This is a genomic window from Sinorhizobium sp. 7-81 (assembly GCF_030124405.1).
Taxonomy (GTDB): domain Bacteria; phylum Pseudomonadota; class Alphaproteobacteria; order Rhizobiales; family Rhizobiaceae; genus Sinorhizobium; species Sinorhizobium psoraleae.
On record NZ_JASKLT010000007.1, the window covers coordinates 26540 to 43245 of the forward strand.

General features: G+C 61.2%; 18 protein-coding genes. 12 read left to right on the plus strand and 6 right to left on the minus strand.

Features of this window, described 5'->3' with window-relative positions; genetic code table 11:
- Nucleotides 1-142 precede the first annotated feature (142 nt).
- Complete coding sequence (gene hisI / locus QN224_RS21815; protein WP_283978339.1) at nt 143-595, minus strand: phosphoribosyl-AMP cyclohydrolase; 453 nt, start codon at nt 593-595, stop codon at nt 143-145.
- Between the two features lie 125 nt (nt 596-720).
- Nucleotides 721-1338: a GTP cyclohydrolase I FolE gene (gene folE / locus QN224_RS21820; RefSeq protein ID WP_173512658.1), complete on the minus strand. Its 618-nt coding sequence runs from the start codon at nt 1336-1338 to the stop codon at nt 721-723.
- Nucleotides 1339-1678: 340 nt separating this feature from the next.
- Here folE and QN224_RS21825 point away from each other — a divergent pair, with 340 nt between their 5' ends.
- The 6 genes from QN224_RS21825 (at nt 1679) to QN224_RS21850 (ending at nt 6632) form a co-directional block, all read left to right on the plus strand.
- Nucleotides 1679-2125 (plus strand): iron-sulfur cluster assembly scaffold protein, encoded by a 447-nt coding sequence (locus QN224_RS21825; protein ID WP_283978340.1) that lies wholly within the window; start codon nt 1679-1681, stop codon nt 2123-2125.
- A 3-nt stretch (nt 2126-2128) separates the two neighbouring features.
- Nucleotides 2129-2497, plus strand: a complete 369-nt coding sequence (yidD, locus tag QN224_RS21830; protein ID WP_283978341.1) for a membrane protein insertion efficiency factor YidD — start codon at nt 2129-2131, stop codon at nt 2495-2497.
- Nucleotides 2494-2922, plus strand: coding sequence for a DUF2267 domain-containing protein (locus QN224_RS21835; RefSeq protein ID WP_283978342.1), 429 nt, complete (start codon nt 2494-2496; stop codon nt 2920-2922). The genes yidD and QN224_RS21835 overlap by 4 nt, the downstream gene beginning before the upstream one ends.
- 15 nt (nt 2923-2937) lie before the next feature.
- Complete coding sequence (locus tag QN224_RS21840) at nt 2938-3477, plus strand: DUF1697 domain-containing protein (protein WP_283978343.1); 540 nt, start codon at nt 2938-2940, stop codon at nt 3475-3477.
- Between the two features lie 230 nt (nt 3478-3707).
- Complete coding sequence (gene thrS / locus QN224_RS21845) at nt 3708-5690, plus strand: threonine--tRNA ligase (RefSeq protein WP_283978344.1); 1983 nt, start codon at nt 3708-3710, stop codon at nt 5688-5690.
- 102 nt (nt 5691-5792) lie between these two features.
- A complete protein-coding gene (locus QN224_RS21850; protein ID WP_283978345.1) occupies nt 5793-6632 on the plus strand; it encodes a lysophospholipid acyltransferase family protein in 840 nt (279 codons plus the stop codon).
- Between the two features lie 48 nt (nt 6633-6680).
- On the opposite strand, the gene QN224_RS21855 is transcribed toward QN224_RS21850, so the two are convergent.
- A complete protein-coding gene (locus QN224_RS21855) occupies nt 6681-7682 on the minus strand; it encodes a hypothetical protein (protein WP_283978346.1) in 1002 nt (333 codons plus the stop codon).
- Between the two features lie 100 nt (nt 7683-7782).
- On the opposite strand from QN224_RS21855, the gene QN224_RS21860 reads away from it, so the two are divergent.
- Nucleotides 7783-8367: a nitroreductase gene (locus QN224_RS21860; RefSeq protein ID WP_173512664.1), complete on the plus strand. Its 585-nt coding sequence runs from the start codon at nt 7783-7785 to the stop codon at nt 8365-8367.
- Nucleotides 8367-8969, plus strand: coding sequence for a flavin reductase family protein (locus QN224_RS21865; RefSeq protein WP_283978347.1), 603 nt, complete (start codon nt 8367-8369; stop codon nt 8967-8969). Before QN224_RS21860 ends, QN224_RS21865 begins: the two co-directional genes overlap by 1 nt.
- Nucleotides 8970-8984: 15 nt before the next feature.
- Here QN224_RS21865 and QN224_RS21870 read toward each other — a convergent pair whose 3' ends face one another.
- A complete protein-coding gene (locus tag QN224_RS21870) occupies nt 8985-9722 on the minus strand; it encodes an aldolase/citrate lyase family protein (protein ID WP_283978348.1) in 738 nt (245 codons plus the stop codon).
- 72 nt (nt 9723-9794) lie between these two features.
- On the opposite strand from QN224_RS21870, the gene QN224_RS21875 reads away from it, so the two are divergent.
- On the plus strand, nt 9795-10934 hold the full coding sequence (locus QN224_RS21875; RefSeq protein ID WP_283978349.1) for a DUF2336 domain-containing protein: 1140 nt from the start codon (nt 9795-9797) through the stop codon (nt 10932-10934).
- Nucleotides 10935-10977: 43 nt separating this feature from the next.
- Here the strand turns inward: QN224_RS21875 and QN224_RS21880 are convergent, their stop codons facing one another.
- A complete protein-coding gene (locus QN224_RS21880) occupies nt 10978-11427 on the minus strand; it encodes a hypothetical protein (RefSeq protein WP_283978350.1) in 450 nt (149 codons plus the stop codon).
- Nucleotides 11428-11655: 228 nt separating this feature from the next.
- Between QN224_RS21880 and QN224_RS21885 the strand changes: the two genes are divergently transcribed.
- The gene (locus QN224_RS21885) at nt 11656-12126 is read left to right on the plus strand and encodes a GNAT family N-acetyltransferase (RefSeq protein WP_283978351.1); all 471 of its coding nucleotides are present in this window, start codon (nt 11656-11658) and stop codon (nt 12124-12126) included.
- A 27-nt stretch (nt 12127-12153) separates the two neighbouring features.
- Here QN224_RS21885 and parE read toward each other — a convergent pair whose 3' ends face one another.
- A complete protein-coding gene (gene parE / locus QN224_RS21890; protein ID WP_283978352.1) occupies nt 12154-14217 on the minus strand; it encodes a DNA topoisomerase IV subunit B in 2064 nt (687 codons plus the stop codon).
- A 211-nt stretch (nt 14218-14428) separates the two neighbouring features.
- Between parE and QN224_RS21895 the strand changes: the two genes are divergently transcribed.
- Both QN224_RS21895 and QN224_RS21900 read left to right on the plus strand, forming a co-directional pair.
- Nucleotides 14429-15358 (plus strand): alpha/beta fold hydrolase, encoded by a 930-nt coding sequence (locus QN224_RS21895; RefSeq protein ID WP_283978353.1) that lies wholly within the window; start codon nt 14429-14431, stop codon nt 15356-15358.
- Nucleotides 15359-15387: 29 nt separating this feature from the next.
- Complete coding sequence (locus QN224_RS21900) at nt 15388-16704, plus strand: FAD-binding oxidoreductase (RefSeq protein WP_283978354.1); 1317 nt, start codon at nt 15388-15390, stop codon at nt 16702-16704.
- Nucleotides 16705-16706: the final 2 nt, after the last annotated feature.

Consider the following 16706-nt stretch of genomic DNA (forward strand, 5'->3'; position numbering starts at 1 on the left):
CGATAAACATTAGATACAGCCTGCAACACTTTCGGCTTCGCCGCTGTTTCGACGGTAACCGCTTCATGAATAATGATTAGGCGCCCTTTTGGTTGCCAAAAAATAAATATAACACCTAGTTGCACCAAGAAAATGCAGATGTTTAATTTTTGCCGTAAACTGCTGCCGGATCGAAATGTCTGTGGTCGTCCGTAATCGTGACCGTGGCTTTGCCGTCTTCGACGCCCACGGTGCGGTAAAAGCAGGAGCGGCGGCCCGTGTGACACGTGGCGTCGTGGCCGGCGACCGAGACCTTCAGCCAAATGGCGTCCTGGTCGCAATCGGTTCGGATTTCCTGGACATTTTGCAGGTTGCCCGAACTTTCGCCCTTCTTCCACAGGCCTTTGCGCGAGCGGCTGTAATAGTGCGCAATGCCGGTCTCGATCGTCAGGGCCAGCGCTTCGGCGTTCATATGAGCGACCATCAGCAACGCGCCGTCGCGCGCATCGGTGACGACGGCCGTGACAAGTCCTTTCTCGTCGAAGCGGGGCGTAAAGGCCGGTCCGATCTCCAGAACGGCCTTGTCTTCTGAGGGGACGTCGAAGGTGAGGGGCATGGTGTAGGCTCCGTCGCTACAGCGCCGCGCGTCTTATCAGACGCGCGAAGGACGCTGTGGCACTTGAATGGCTGCATGTTTTTATCCTCAAATCGGCTACGATTTAAGGGAACATGCAGTAGAGCTTACTTGAAGCCCCGCAGCATGGTCATGAAACGAGCCTGTTCGGCCGGATCGGTTTGGAAACTACCGGTAAATGTCGTCGTCAGCGTTGTCGAGCCCTGCTTCTGAACGCCGCGCATGGCCATGCACATGTGCTCCGCCTCGATCATGACGGCAACGCCGCGCGGCGCCAGCGTTTCATCGATGGCCTTAGCGATCTGCGCCGTCATCGTCTCCTGCGTCTGCAGCCGGCGGGCATAGATGTCAACGACACGGGCGATCTTGGAAAGGCCGAGGACGCGGCCATTCGGCATGTAGGCGACATGCGCCTTGCCGATGATCGGCACCATATGATGCTCGCAATGCGAAAAGAACGGAATGTCCTTTACCAGCACCATATCGTCATAACCGGCGACTTCCTCGAAAGTTCGTCCGAGGACATCCTCTGCCGCGAGGTCGTAGCCGCCGAACAGCTCCTTGTAAGCCTTGACGACACGCGCCGGCGTGTCTTTAAGGCCCTCGCGTTCCGGATCGTCGCCCGCCCACCTGAGCAGCACGCGAACGGCTTCCTCGGCCTCCTTCTGGGTCGGCCGGCCGCTCGTATCGTCGAGCAAAGGAAAGTTCTTCACTATGGCGTCCATAATGGCCCCTTTAAGCAATACGGGATTGCTGACGTTTTATCTTTCGGACAACTCGCCACTGGCCATTCGCCTAACCCTGCAGGCTTGGGTTCCGTTGGCGGGCTCCGGGGCTTTCGGGTCCTGGCTTAGCAGTGCACTGGACCGTCCGGCACGGTTTCCCAAACAACAGGCGACTTGATGCTCCCTTGCGGAACTGTCGCCCCAACACGACATAGCATATAGTATGGTGCCACATGGATGAAAGAGGCCGAATGTGCAGCGCCGTGCTTTTTTCCCATGTACCGGAGAAAATCATGCGCCAATTACCCAAAACCGCGAAAAATAAGCCGGATCGCGCCAAATGATGGATGACATCTACAACAATAGAATTCTCGAGTTCGCTGGCAACATCCCTCGCATCGGAATGCTGGCGGATGCCGACGCCGAGGCGGCGGCACATTCGAAGCTCTGCGGCTCGAAAGTAAGGATCTGGCTGAAGATGGATGGTGAGGTCGTGACCGACTTTGCCCATGACGTCAAGGCGTGCGCGCTTGGACAGGCATCGTCCTCGATCATGGCGCGCCATGTCGTCGGCGCGAACGCCGATGAAATCCGGAGAGCCCGGGAAGATATGCTGGCCATGCTGAAGGCGGACGGCGAGGGCCCATCGGGTCGCTTCGAGGACATGCGTTTCCTGATGCCGGTTCGCGATTACAAGGCGCGCCATGCCTCGACAATGCTGACCTTCGATGCGGTGGTTGACGCCATAGGCCAGATCGAGGCGAGGCGGCTTGCGGCCGCAGTCTGAGCGATGTGCAACAAGCCTCACGATGACCATGCTTTCGCCCCGGTGGCTCGCCGCGGGGGGCGGAATTGGTCCGGCCCGTTTCGCAAGACGCCGGGGCGGATCTTCGGCATGGCCTTCATCCGCGCCTATCAGCTCACGCTGTCGAGTTTCATCGGCAACTCCTGCCGGCATCTGCCGACCTGCTCGGAATACGGTTTCGAGGCGATTGCCCGCCACGGCCTTTGGGCTGGTGGCTGGATGACGTTCTTCCGCGTGGCGCGCTGCGGGCCCGGGGGGACCCATGGTTTCGATCCGGTGCCGGAAACGCTGACGTCACGCCAGATCTGGTATGCGCCATGGCGCTATTGGCAATCGCGGCCAAAGGAGGCGTGAGCACGATGACAGTGCCGCTGGAATACCGGCAGGCCTCTGCCGATTTCGACCGATTTATTCTGGACGTGCGCGATATTGCCGGTCTTCAGACCACCAATCAGGCCTATACCATGGTGCAGGCGGTTTTGCAGACTTTCCGTCGGCGTCTCGATGTTCCCGACGCGCTGCTTTTCGCAAATGTCTTGCCGCCGGTGCTTCGGGCGGTCTTTGTCGCCGACTGGGACCTGGAAGAGCCGCAGATGCCCTTCGCCGGCCGTTTTGCGATGACGCGCGAAGTGCAATCGCTCCGCCCCGATCACAACCTTTCCCCGGATACCGCAATTGCCGATGTTGCGGCAGCGTTGCGTCGAAACGTGGACGAAGCGGTACTTGACCGCGTGCTGGCGCGGCTGCCGGCAGGCGCAGCCGATTTCTGGCGTGCCTGAGTTCGGGGAGGGCGGATGAAGAATTGTGTGGCCCTGCTCTACAGCATCATCCTTGGGGAAAAGCGGCGTGTCGTCATGAGCGACCTGCGGGCCATGGCGGAGCGTCTCGGCTATCTCGGACCGCGCACCCTTGTCTCCACGGGCAATATCGTGTTCGACGCGCCCGACAAGCCACTTGCCGACATTGAGGCCGAACTGGAAGCGGCATTTGCCGCCACGTTCGGGCGGCACGTCGACATCATCGCGCGGGTTGGCGAGGATTGGCGGAAGCTTGCCGCCGGTAACCCATTTCCCGACGAAAGCGAGGCAGATCCGACGCGTGTCCATGTTCGGGTGATGCGCTCACCACTTCAAGCCGGCGTGCTCGAAATGTTCCGCGGCCATTGTTCCCGGGGTGAGCGTATGGAAATCGTCGGCGGCGACCTCTGGGTGGACTTCGCCGGGAAAGCCAGCGAATCGAAGCTGCTCGGCGTCCTGACTACCAAGCGGCTGGGCGTCGGTACGTTCCGCAACTGGAACACGGTGCGCGGCCTGCGCGAGATGCTGTGCGGTTGACTGCTGCATGCTTCGCTAAATCGTAGCCGATTAAGGAAAAAACTGCAGCCATTCAAAGTGCTGCAGCGTCCTTTGCGCGTCTGATAAGACGCGCGGCGCTGTAGGCCGCTCCTTTACTCGACCGTCAAAAACATTTATCAGGCGCGCGTCAATAATCGGCGGCTGCAGTCATGCAGAAGTCGGCAACCATACCACCCGCATTCGTTGGCGGGACTGGATAGGAGATCATAATGTCGCATACCGTTTCCCTTACATTTCCTGATGGCTCCGTTCGCGAATTTGCTGCCGGCACGACCGGTCGCGATGTGGCCGAGTCGATTTCGAAGTCGCTTGTGAAGAAGGCTGTTGCGATCGCGCTCGATGGCGAGTTGCGCGACCTTTCGGACGCCGTGACCGATGGACGCATCGAGATCGTCACGCGCGAAGACAAGCGTTCGCTTGAGCTTATCCGCCACGACGCGGCCCACGTCATGGCCGAGGCTGTCCAGGAACTGTGGCCGGGAACGCAGGTCACCATCGGTCCGGTTATCGACAACGGCTTCTACTACGACTTCGCCAAGAACGAGCCCTTCACGCCCGACGACCTGCCGGTCATCGAGAAGAAGATGAAGGAGATCATCGCGCGCAATAAACCCTTCACCAAGGAGATCTGGTCGCGCGAGAAGGCGAAGGAGGTTTTTGCCGCCAAGGGCGAGAACTACAAGGTCGAACTCGTTGATGCGATCCCTGAAGGCCAGGACCTGAAGATCTACTATCAGGGTGACTGGTTCGATCTCTGCCGCGGGCCGCACATGGCCTCGACGGGTCAGATTGGCACGGCCTTCAAGCTGATGAAGGTGGCCGGCGCCTACTGGCGCGGCGACAGCAACAATCCGATGCTGACGCGCATCTACGGCACCGCGTGGCACACGCAGGAAGAACTGGATCAATATCTCCATGTGCTTGCCGAAGCCGAAAAACGCGACCATCGCCGTCTCGGCCGCGAGATGGACCTCTTCCATTTCCAGGAGGAGGGCCCTGGGGTCGTCTTCTGGCACGGCAAGGGCTGGCGCATGTTCCAGACGCTGGTCGCCTATATGCGCCGGCGACTCGCCAACACCTATCAGGAAGTCAACGCGCCGCAGGTTTTGGACAAGTCGCTCTGGGAAACCTCGGGCCACTGGGGTTGGTATCGCGACAACATGTTCAAGGTGACGGTCGCAGGCGAAGAGACGGATGACGATCGCGTCTTTGCGCTGAAGCCGATGAACTGCCCGGGTCACATCCAGATCTTCAAGCACGGCCTGAAGTCCTACCGTGAGCTGCCGGTTCGGCTCGCCGAGTTCGGCAACGTGCACCGTTACGAGCCGTCGGGTGCGCTTCACGGCCTGATGCGCGTGCGTGGCTTCACGCAGGATGACGCGCATGTGTTCTGCACGGATGAGCAGATGGCGGCCGAATGCCTGCGCATCAACGACCTCATCCTGTCGGTCTACGAGGATTTCGGTTTCAAGGAAATCGTCGTCAAGCTGTCGACGCGGCCGGAGAAGCGCGTCGGCTCCGATGCGCTCTGGGACCGCGCCGAGGCCGTGATGACGGAGGTGCTGAAGACGATCGAGACGCAGTCCGAAGGCCGCATCAAGACCGGTATCCTGCCGGGCGAGGGTGCCTTCTACGGTCCGAAGTTCGAATACACGCTGAAGGACGCCATCGGCCGCGAATGGCAGTGCGGTACGACGCAAGTCGATTTCAACCTGCCGGAGCGCTTCGGGGCCTTCTACATCGACAAGGATTCCGAAAAGCGCCAGCCGGTGATGATCCACCGTGCCATTTGCGGTTCCATGGAACGCTTCCTCGGCATCCTGATCGAGAACTTTGCCGGTCACATGCCGCTCTGGATCTCGCCGCTGCAGGTGGTAGTCGCCACGATTACCTCCGAGGCCGACGATTACGGTCGCGAGGTTGCAGCGCTTCTGCGTGAGGCGGGACTTACCGTTGAAACCGACTTCCGCAACGAGAAGATCAACTACAAGGTACGCGAGCATTCGGTGACGAAGGTGCCCGTAATCGTCGTGTGCGGCAAGCGCGAGGCGGAGGAGCGTTCGGTCAACATCCGTCGTCTGGGCTCGCAGGCGCAGACGGCGATGTCGCTTGATGAGGCGATCGCATCGCTCTCGGCAGAGGCGATGGCGCCGGACGTCAAGCGCAAGGCGGAAAAGAAAGCCCGGGGCTAGCGCTCCGGGACTTTCGTCCTGTCAGAAAACTGTAATGTTCCGGGACTATCCGGATCTGAAGGCGCCGCCCAGAACGGGCGGGCAGGTGTGAAGCGGTCTTCTGTGCAGTTCAAAGAATTGTCCTATGCGAACGAGAACGACCGGCGCCTGAAGCGCTGGTTCATTCGCTCCGTTGAGGGCCTGTCCGGTCGCAACCGCTACGCCAAGCTCTACGCGCGCTGGCGCGCCGATATCGTCGGCAAGAGCGACCGCGTCTTCGGCGAAATGTTGCAATTGATCGACGTGCGCATGCGTGTCCAAGGAGAATGGCCGCCGCGCCATCTGCCCGAGACGCCGCTCGTTATCGTCGCCAATCATCCCTTTGGCATCGGCGACGGCATTGCCGTTCTTTCTCTCGCGGAGCAACTCGGCCGCCCTTTCCGGGTCCTGATCAACAACGAGCTCCTGAAGGTGCCGGAGATTGCACCCTATTCGCTTCCCGTTTCCTTCGATGAGACAAAGGAAGCATTGGCGCTCAATATGGCGACGCGCCACGAGGCGGTGCGGCTCCTGAAGGAGGGGGTCACGATCGTCGTTTTCCCCGCCGGCGGCGTTGCGACGGCGAAAAGAGGCTTCGGCAAGGCCGAGGATCTGCCATGGAAAATGTTCCCGGCGCGACTGATCCAGTCTGCCCGGGCAAGCGTCATCCCAATCTACTTCGAGGGGCAGAACGGACCGCTGTTTCATCTCGCCAGCAAGCTGTGGCTGACGCTGAGAATTTCATTGCTGATCCGCGAATTCCGACGGCTATCAGGCACGACGATTGCCGCTCGCATCGGCCGTGTTCTTGCCTGGGAAGAATTGCGCGTTCATGGCGACCGCAAGGATCTGCTTGCCCGTATCTATGACGCAGTGTTCTCGATGGCTCCACCGCATCGTCGGCTTCTCAAGCGTATCGGGTGATGTGACGACAGGAGGCTCCCGTAGGGAGCGGCGGCGCAATCGTTCGCGTCAGTCCTGTGCTTCCGCGTTCGCGGCCGTATTGGCCGCGTCGTTCCCGTTTAGCAGCACTTCCACGTCGGTGTTGACGCCCGCCTTCACGGCAAAATCGCGCTGATAGATCTTGTCCTTGTTGCGCGCCACGGCCGTATATCCGCCCTCGGCGAGGACGAGGGTCGGGAAGGCACCGACGCTTTCGCTGACGACATCGCCCGAGGAGGTGAGGATCGACCAGGCCGTATCGGCGATCGCTTCGCCGCCCCCTTCCGAGACGAGCTTCAAAGTCAGTTTCGCCGCGCGGTGCTGGATCGTCGCTTCGGTCAGTTTTCCCGCTTCCACCTGAATGTCGGCGCGGATCACGGCATTGACCGAGCCGTAATCGGAGACGACGTGATAGGTTCCGGCATTGAGCCTGACCACCGTGTTAGGCTTGACGTCGGCGATGATCAGGGCGCGCTCGCCATCTTCCTTCACGTCGGAGGAGAAGATCGAAAAACTGAGTTCGTTCGGCGGGATGCGCACGTCGCTGCCGGAAACGGCGTTAAGCGTGACGCCGCCGGCGTCTAGCACCAGCACCTGCTTGTCGAGGCTGCCTTGCTCGGGCACGCGAATCTTGCGCGTGGCGCCGGCTCGGCCGAACGCGACATTGACGAAGTACTCGCCGGGCACCAGGTTGAAGGCTGTCGAACCACCCTCGGACGTGGCGAGCAACGGCAGCTTTCCGTCGCTGCCGGGGATCGGGCTGAAGACCCGCCAGGTCAGGCCCGATTCGACCGGCTTTCCCTTTGCCGTCAACAAAGCCTCGAGCTTGACGTCCTTGATTTCTCCGCCCTGGGTCGGATCGGAAATCAGCGGGTTGAAGCTTGTGAGCTTCGGCATTTTCCGGGTGCCGGAAATCGACGGGAAGCTCTTGAAGGCGTCGGTCGGATCTTCTGCAAGCGCATATCCTGCACCGACACTGACGAGCATGATCGCCAAGACGGTACTCGGAAAAATACGAGGACGGATGCGCATGAGAACAGTTGACTTCCTGACTGGGTGACTCCACTTGAGACGCCGGTATGGCATTTTCGTGGCTGCCGGTCCGGCGGCAAATTAATGGAATTCAGACAATATGAAAACCGAAATAAAGCTTGTCGATTATCTCGCCTCGCGCAGGTCCATTCCCGCCTTCCAGATGGGGCCTCCCGGCCCGAGCAAGGCCGAGGTCGAGGAAATGCTGACGCTCGCGTCGCGCGTGCCGGACCACGGCAAGCTCGCACCCTGGCGCTTCATCGTCTATCGCGGCGAGGAGAGGGCGCGCATCAGCACTGAGTTGAAGAAGATGGCCCTTGCCGCGAGACCCGAGCTTCCCGAGGACCTGATCAAGGTGGAAGAGACGCGTCTGACGCGCGCACCGGTCGTTGTCGCCGTGGTCAGCAAGGCCGCGCCGCACTTCAAGATCCCCGAGTGGGAACAGGTGATGTCCGCGGGGGCCGTCTGCCTCAACCTGCTGATGGCCGCGAATGCACTCGGCTATGCGTCCAACTGGCTCACCGAATGGTTCGCCTTCGACGAGAGGGCCTATCCTCTGCTCGGTGTCGGGCCAGGCGAAAGGGTTGCCGGGTTCATTCACATCGGCACCGCCATGGTGCCGCCGACCGAACGCCCCCGGCCGGAACTCGCCGAAATCGTCACCTGGGTCGGAGAAGAGACCTGATGTTCTACGACACGGCCGCGAACCGGCATGGCCTGCCACACGATCCCTTCAAGGCTATCGTGTCGCCGCGGCCGATCGGCTGGATCGGTACGCGGGCCGCAGGGGGCTCGCAAAACCTCGCCCCTTATTCCTTCTTCAACGCGATCAGCGACCGCCCGAAGCTCGTGATGTTCTCCTCGAGCGGCTACAAGGATTCCGTGCGCAATATCGAGGAGACCGGCGAGTTCACCGCGAGCTTTGCCAGCCGCAACTTGAGCGCCGCCGTCAACCTGACTTCAGTTGCTGCACCACACGGCGAAAGCGAGTTCGAAGTCGCGGGGTTGACGCCGGTCGAAGGCACCCTTGTCAAGGCACCATTCGTCGGCGAGGCTTTCGCGGCGCTCGAATGCCGCATGACAGAAATATTCCGCCCCAAGAGCCTCGATGGCGTGGTTTCCGATAGCTATGTCGTCTTCGGTGAGGTCGTGGGCATTCATATCCGCGATGAAGCGATCCGCGATGGCCGGTTCGACGCGGCGACCGTCAGGCCGCTCGCCCGACTGGGTTACATGGACTATTGCGATGGCGGCGACGTCTTCGAGATGGTACGGCCCAGGCGCTGACGCCAGATTCCGACCCTACCGCTGAGCGCCAGCTGTAGGACGAGATGACAGCGAAGCCGATGGATCGAGCAGAGCGACCTGTTGCGGCTGCACGACCACCGCCGAAAAGCCGTCCCTCGTGCTCGTCGCGCAATATCGTTTGACGGCAGCGTCGTCGAGCGCATGAGCCGGCAGCACGTCATAGGCGGCAATTCCTGCCTCCCGCGCCCTGAGCACGGCCGCTGCGCGGCCAACAACGATAACGGACGCCGTGTCAGTCTCCCCCGTCAGTTCGCTGCAACCGGTCGCTTCGGCAAGTGCTGATGCGTTGAAGATCAGTCCCGCCAGGCGCGGCGAAGCGCCCGCTAGCGAGTGAGGCGACAAAACGCTTTGCGGCGTCGTCGCATATTCCGCAAGAATCGCCGTGCCCTCGGCTGCGATTCCGGCGTTTGCTTCCGCAACTCTAAGCAACACATCCAGATTCTGGATATCCGCAGGCCCGCGACATCCGGCAAGGACCACACCATCAATCCTCGACGCAAGGAGCGAATCGAGACCCGCCTCGGTGATGGTCTCGATCGGCCCGATCCTCGCAAATCGAAGCAAAGATGCACTTTTGGCTGCAGCGGCTCCGGCTATCTCGTGTATTCCGTTGTCGCCCGTCGCCTCGACAACGATGGCTTGAACCGCGCTCAGGATGCCCGGCTCAGGAAGCGATGCGGTTGCCGGCAGATAGAGGAGCGGCTTGATGGTTTGCTGGCGGTTAACAGACATGGTGAACCAATCTTAAACCTTTGGCCGCTAGGCTCCGAACATTGGGGCTGTTCGGTGTCTAGTGGGGCATAGGTGATCATACAAGCATTTCTTCGCTGGGTAGAAACGGCGAGAACGAGCGATCGCGTCCGCGCCGCAAGCGCGCTAGGCCGCGCCTATGTCGAAGCCGAGATGAACGGGATCGACCGGCGCGCCGCCGAAATGGCCATGACCTTTCTGCTCGACGATCCTTCGCCGAAGGTGCGGCGTTCTTTGATCGAGGCGCTGGCGGATTGCTCGACGGTTCCACGCGCGATCGTCATGGCGCTCGCGGAAGACCAGCCCGAGATCGCCTATATCGCCATTTCCCGTTCGCCCGTATTGACAGATGAAGACCTCGTCGATCTGGCGGCGCGGGGAACGGCAGAGACACGCGCCTTGATCGCGGCCCGTACCGCGGTGTCCCGGTCGGTCGCGGCAGCCATCGCGGAGATCGGCGGCGAGGACGAGGTGTTGATCCTGCTCGAGAACGAGGGTGCAACGCTGTCGCGCTGGTCGTTGAAGAGGATCGCCAACCGTCTTGGCAATGCGCCGGCGGTGCGCGATCGGTTGTTGGCGCGCGATGACCTCCCGAGCGAGGCCCGCCATGAGCTGGTCGAGAAGGTCGGCGCTGCGCTCGCGATTTGCGGACTTGTGCAGGCGGTGATCGGTGAAGGGCGTGTGCAGCGCGTCGCGCGAGAGGCCTGCGACACGGCTGCCCTTGCAATCATCGAGGCCGCTTCGCAAAAGGAGTTGCCTGACCTTGCCACCCATTTGCGCGAGGCAGGCCGCCTGACGCCGGCCTTCCTCCTCAACGCGCTCTGCAGCGGTCGAACAGAATTCTTCTCGGCCGCGATCGTCGATCTCTCAGGTGTCGCGGAAAAGCGCGTTCGCGCGATCCTTTCAGGTGGCCGCGTCCATCCGATCCGCGCACTGTTCGAAAGTGCCGGGCTCGGTCGCGACGTGAGCGAAGCCTTTGCGGAGGCCGTGCTTCTCTGGCGAAAGGACATCGGCGCGGGTGCCGATGGCGCACCGCAATCAGTCGCCGCGGCTCTCCTTGCGCACATTCGCCGCCAGCCTAAGCCTTCGGAAGCCTTGAGTGCGATGGCGGAACTCGTGGAACGCCTCGCTTTCGCCGAGCAGCGAAAAACTGCGCGAAACTATGCACTGGTGGCCGCGCGCCAAGCTGCCTGAGCATTTCGTGCGCGGGGCTCCACCGATGCCGGCAGGGGTCCGGTCAGTCGGCGAAACGACGTGCGACCCACGAATAGCCATCTTCGATATAGTGGACGGGTGCGCTGACGATCGCCTTTAGCTTCTCCCGATCCGGGACGGCGCCGCTGAGCAAGGCCAGGGCTCGCTTAGGCATGCCCGGCTTCGCTTCATCCGGCTGCGGCTGCGGCTGCGGTTGGGCTGTTGTTTGCAGCGGCACTGCTGTCGTCTGCTGCGGAGCGGCGGCGACATCCTGTTGAGGGGCGGTGGATGCCATCATGTCCGGCCCCGAGGTTTCGCATACGGCAACAACGACCGGATAGTTCTTGTCCGAAAACCTGGGGAGTTCCTGCTCAGATTCCGTGTCGCACTGGGTAACCGACTGCCAACTGCCATTGACGGTCGAGATATAGTGGCACTGGCTGACATTGTCGTCGCAGCCGAGAATCGTCATGACGATGAGGGCGGCTTTCATGGTCTCTCCGGTGTTTGAGCAGGCAGCGGGCGCATAGTCTGGCAGTTGTTATGACGGACCGATTCTTTCGGGAGTAGGGCAAACTTGTTGCGACGGCAAAAAGAATTGTTTCCGCCTGTTACCCGTTTTGTAATCTGCGATCCGCAATCCTGCGCCATTTGTCGTATTGGTCCGGTTGAAATGCGGCGCTATCCATTGTGCTGCAAAGCGTCTGTCGAGGAACTGAAATTGACCGCTGTCACCATTGCCGAGGAAAGCCCCCGCCAGCCGGCCGTCGTCCGTCTGCTCGAATTGTCCGATGCCTACGCGGCGTCGCTTTACCCTGCAGAGAGCAACCACCTTGTCGATCTCTCCACGCTGGAGAAGCCGACCGTTTCCTTTTTCGTCGCACGGCGCGATGGTGAAATCGTCGGTTGCTGCGCGCTCGTGGAGGCGGGCGACGGCACGGCGGAAATCAAGCGGATGTTCGTCGACCCCGAGGTGAGAGGCCTGAAGATCGGCAAGCACCTTCTTGCAGCTCTCGAAGCCAAGGCAGAAACGCGCGGGCTTGCGGCAATCCGGCTGGAAACGGGCATTTATCAGCCGGAGGCGATCGGCCTCTACAAGGCATTCGGCTATGAGGAGCGCCCGCCCTTCGGGAGCTACCTGCCCGATCCACTGAGCCTCTTCATGGAAAAGTCGGTCCGGCAGGCTGCCTGATCGGAAAGGCGCGCGTCGCCCTTCCGCTCAGATGTCCAGGTTGTCGGCGAAAACCGCGCGTTCCTGGATGAAGCGGAAACGGGCGTCGGCCTTGGTTCCCATCAGATTGTCGACGGCCTCGCGCGTACCCTCGAAATCGACGTCGTCGATCTCGACCTTGAGTAGTGTCCGGTTTGCCGGATTCATGGTCGTTTCCTTGAGCTGTGCCGGCAACATCTCGCCGAGACCCTTGAACCGCCCGATTTCAACCTTGCCGCGGCCGTTGAACTCCGTGCGCATCAGCTCCTCGCGATGCGCATCGTCGCGCGCATAGAACGTCTTCGAGCCTTGACTGAGGCGATAGAGCGGGGGGACCGCGAGGTAGAGATGACCGCCGCGGATGAGTTCCGGCATCTCCTGATAGAAGAAGGTGATGAGCAGTGACGCGATGTGGGCTCCATCGACGTCGGCGTCGGTCATGATGATGACGCGCTCGTAGCGCAGGTCCTCTTCGCGATATTTCGACCGCGTGCCGCAGCCGAGCGCCTGGATCAGATCGGCGATCTGCTGGTTGGCGCTGAGCTTTTCGCGCCCCGCGCTGGCGACGTTCAGGATCTTGCCGCGCAGCGGCAGGATGGCCTGGTTCGCGCGGTTGCGTGCCTGCTTCGCCGACCCGCCTGCCGAGTCGCCCTCGACGATGAAGAGTTCGGCACCTTCGGCTGTGTTCTGCGAGCAGTCGGCCAGTTTGCCCGGCAGACGCAGCTTGCGCACCGCCGTCTTGCGGTTAACCTCCTTCTCCTTGCGTCGGCGAACACGCTCTTCGGCGCGCTCGACCACCCAGTCGAGAAGCTTTGCAGCTTCCGCCGGATTGTCGGCGAGGTAGTGGTCGAAAGGATCGCGCAGGGCGTTTTCGACGATGCGCTGTGCTTCGACGGTCGCCAGCTTGTCCTTGGTCTGGCCGACGAATTCCGGCTCGCGGATGAAGACCGAGAGCATGCCCGCCGCCGAGATCATCACGTCGTCGGTGGTGATGATCGCCGCGCGCTTGTTCTGGGTCAGTTCCGCATAGTTCTTGAGTCCCTTGGTGAGCGCAATGCGGAAGCCCGCCTCGTGCGTCCCACCCTCCGGCGTCGGGATCGTGTTGCAATAGGAGTGAACCTGCTGGTCGCCGCCATACCAGGTGACGGCCCATTCGAGCGATCCGTGGCCGCCGGACTTTTCCGATTTTCCGGCAAAGATCTCACGCGTGACGGTGAATTCCTTGCCGAGTGTTGCCGCGAGATAGTCCTTGAGGCCGCCCGGGAAATGGAAGACGGCCCTGTCCGGGATCTCCGAACCTTCCGCCAACAGCGATGGATCGCAGGACCAGCGGATTTCGACGCCGCCGAAGAGATAGGCCTTCGAGCGGGCCATGCGGAAAAGCCGTGCCGGCTCGAAATGCGCGTGAGGACCGAAGATCTGCGGATCCGGATGGAAGCGCACCCTGGTGCCGCGGCGGTTGTGGACATCGCCGAGTTCCTCGAGGCCGCCCTGCGGGATCCCGCGCGAAAAGCGCTGGCGGTAGAGTTTCTTGTTGCGCGCGACCTCGACCTCGAGCGAGTCCGACAGTGCGTTGACGACGGAAACGCCTACGCCGTGCAGACCGCCGGAGGTTTCGTAGGCCTTGCCGTCGAACTTGCCGCCGGCGTGCAGCACCGTCATCACCACTTCAAGCGTCGACTTGTTGGGGAATTTCGGATGGTTCTCGACCGGGATGCCGCGGCCATTGTCCGTTACGGTGAGGAAGCCGTCGGCGTCGAGGCTCACTTCGATGAAATTCGCATGACCTGCGACCGCTTCGTCCATCGAGTTGTCGATGACCTCGGCGAAGAGATGATGCAGCGCCTTCTCATCCGTGCCGCCGATATACATGCCCGGACGGCGGCGCACAGGCTCCAGCCCCTCGAGCACTTCGATCGCCGAGGCGTCGTAATCGCTGCCGTCGCTGGTCTTCGGGGCAGGGCGCGGTTCTTCGCTGGCCGTGGGTGGTGCCGGCTTGCGCGAAGGCGCGTTGGCTGCCGCCTGCTTCGGCTGCGGGGGCATTGCTGAAAAGAGATCGCTGCTGTCGTCCATGGGGTCGTTCAGATCGTTCCTGTCGTCTGGCGTCGCAGAGGCCCATAGCAAGAGCTGGACGCTGCCGCCATCATTGTGTCGCGCGAATCACCCGAATTCTGCCAGAGTCTTGCGCCAAGCGCGAACAAAAGGCGAATTTCGGTATCTCGGACAGGCAGAATACCGTAAGAGCTTGGGCTGTCTGCTTCAGTGTTGCTTTGCCGAGATGGCGATGGCAAGGCATGTACCGAACGAGGGAGCCCGTCGGCTGTTCATGTCCACAACTGTTTTTTCCGTCCGGCGTCTGATGGCAGGGCTTCTCTTCCCGAGCCTTCTTCTTGTCGGTCTCGCCGCCGAGGCAGCGCCCCTGAAGCCATACAGGGACGAGCTGTTCGGTTATCGCAATGTGCTCGAAGAGACCGACGGTGGTGATTTCCGCGTCGTCGACTATCAGGAACTGCGCGATATCAACGAGCGCGACCAGATTCCGGAAAGGCGCGTCAAGCGGGCCTACGTTTCCCTTGGGGTCAAAAGCGCGCAGGTCAACGAGACACTCAACCTTGGCGGACGCTCGCTCAATGTCATGCGCGTCGGTCCGGACCGCGGTGCCGCATTTACGGTGATCTTCATCCATGGTCGCGGCGGTGACCGGCGTCTCGGTGCAAACGATTTTTCCTTCGGCGGCAATTTCAACCGCCTCAAGAATCTCGCCTTTGCCAATGGCGGCACCTATTATGCTCCAAGCGTGCGGTCCTTCGATGCGGCGGGCGTCGACGATATCTCGGCATTGATCCGCTTCGCCGCCGAGCGCTCCGGCGGCCGGCCCGTCGTGCTTTCCTGTGCTTCGATGGGGAGCTTCATCTGCTGGGGCGTTGCTCGCGAACAGACGGCAGTGGCGGCGCTCGGCGGCATGATGATCATGGGTGGCGCGACCGATCCGAAATTTGTGGGAAGCGCCGCCTATAGGGCCAGGCTGCCGGTGTTTTTCAGCCACGGCAGCCGCGACAGTGTCTATCGCGCCGAGGATCAGGTGGCGCTCTATCGCACACTCAGGGCCAGAGATTATCCGGCGCGTTTCGTGCTGTTCGAGACAGGTTCGCATGGTACGCCGGTTCGGATGACCGACTGGCGAGACGCCCTGAATTGGATTGCCAGCCGGTAGAGGACGTCTTGAAGCGGACCGCAACAAAGATGAACGCGTTCGAACGTTCGGGACGTATCGAGGACCGGCCGCGCCGGGCCGTGTCTCCGGACGACTATGAGGATCAGGTTGGCTCGATTGAACCGATGGCATACCTGCCGTTCGGCAACGGCCTCAGCTACGGTGACTGCTGCCGCAACAATGGCGGAACTCTTATCGACAGCGCGATGCACAACCGCATCCTGGCGTTCGACCCGGGAACGGGCCTGATCTGCTGCGAAGGCGGCGTCACGCTCCACGACATCCTTCTTCGGGCGATCCCGCACCGCTTCTTCCTGCCAGTCACGCCTGGCACCGCATTTGCGACAGTCGCCGGTGCCGTCGCCACCGACGTGTATGGCAAGAATCATCATGCCCGCGGCACCTTCGGCAATCACGTCCAACGCCTGACCCTGTTGCGTTCCAACGGCGAGCGTTTGGTATGTTCAGTGAACGAAAACGCCGAACTCTTTGCCGCCACGATCGGCGGCATGGGGCTGACGGGACTGATCCTCACCGTCGATCTTCGGCTGATGAAGGTGCCGTCGCCGCATGTCCAGCAGCATGCAATCCGCTTCGGCAATCTCGATGAATATTTCGCTCTCGCCGAGCGCATCGATGAAGAACATGAATACTCCGTGGCCTGGATCGATCAGCTTGCGACCGGGCGCCGGATGGGCCGGGGCGTCTTTCTAGCCGGCGATCATGCGGATGGATCCTGCGAATTCCCGGACATTCCCAAGAGACTGCGGTTTTCCTTACCGTTCTCCCTACCGTTCAATCCTCTGAACACGATTACATTGAGAGCTCTGAACGAATGCCGCTTTCGTCGGGAAAGGCCCGCCGAGACCGTTTCGACGATGAAATGGACCTCCTACTTCTATCCGCAGGATGCGATCGGCGACTGGAATCGGCTCTATGGTCCAAGAGGACCGTGCCAGCATCAAAGCGTCTATCCCATCGAGAATGCACCGGAGATCACCGCGCGACTATTGGAGACGGCGCGCCGCGCCGGGCATGCTTCCGTTCAGACGGTGCTAAGGCGCTTTGGCGACATTGTCCCTCGCGGCCTTCTTTCCTTCGCACGGCCGGGTTTTGCTTTGACTTTGGATTTTGCCGATCAGGGTGACGCAACGGCGAAGTTACTGGACGCCCTCGACCGCATCGTCATGGACGCTGGAGGCTCTGTAAATCCATGCAACGACACTCGCATGAGCCCGGAAATCTTCGAAGCGTCGTTCCCCTCATGGGAAAGACTCGAAAAGCTGCGCGATCCGGCTATGGTTTCTGACTTCTGGCGGCGCACCGCACTGGCCTTGAAAAGATAAGG

Coding starts and splice junctions, on each gene's coding strand:
- thrS (WP_283978344.1), top strand. CDS start 3,708: ATGTCGCATACCGTTTCCCTTACATTTCCTGATGGCTCCGTTCGCGAA.
- yidD (WP_283978341.1), top strand. CDS start 2,129: ATGTGCAACAAGCCTCACGATGACCATGCTTTCGCCCCGGTGGCTCGC.
- QN224_RS21880 (WP_283978350.1), bottom strand. CDS start 11,427: ATGAAAGCCGCCCTCATCGTCATGACGATTCTCGGCTGCGACGACAAT.
- parE (WP_283978352.1), bottom strand. CDS start 14,217: ATGGACGACAGCAGCGATCTCTTTTCAGCAATGCCCCCGCAGCCGAAG.
- QN224_RS21870 (WP_283978348.1), bottom strand. CDS start 9,722: ATGTCTGTTAACCGCCAGCAAACCATCAAGCCGCTCCTCTATCTGCCG.
- QN224_RS21825 (WP_283978340.1), top strand. CDS start 1,679: ATGATGGATGACATCTACAACAATAGAATTCTCGAGTTCGCTGGCAAC.
- QN224_RS21865 (WP_283978347.1), top strand. CDS start 8,367: ATGTTCTACGACACGGCCGCGAACCGGCATGGCCTGCCACACGATCCC.
- QN224_RS21855 (WP_283978346.1), bottom strand. CDS start 7,682: ATGCGCATCCGTCCTCGTATTTTTCCGAGTACCGTCTTGGCGATCATG.
- QN224_RS21895 (WP_283978353.1), top strand. CDS start 14,429: ATGGCAAGGCATGTACCGAACGAGGGAGCCCGTCGGCTGTTCATGTCC.
- QN224_RS21860 (WP_173512664.1), top strand. CDS start 7,783: ATGAAAACCGAAATAAAGCTTGTCGATTATCTCGCCTCGCGCAGGTCC.
- QN224_RS21900 (WP_283978354.1), top strand. CDS start 15,388: ATGAACGCGTTCGAACGTTCGGGACGTATCGAGGACCGGCCGCGCCGG.
- hisI (WP_283978339.1), bottom strand. CDS start 595: ATGCCCCTCACCTTCGACGTCCCCTCAGAAGACAAGGCCGTTCTGGAG.
- folE (WP_173512658.1), bottom strand. CDS start 1,338: ATGGACGCCATAGTGAAGAACTTTCCTTTGCTCGACGATACGAGCGGC.
- QN224_RS21840 (WP_283978343.1), top strand. CDS start 2,938: ATGAAGAATTGTGTGGCCCTGCTCTACAGCATCATCCTTGGGGAAAAG.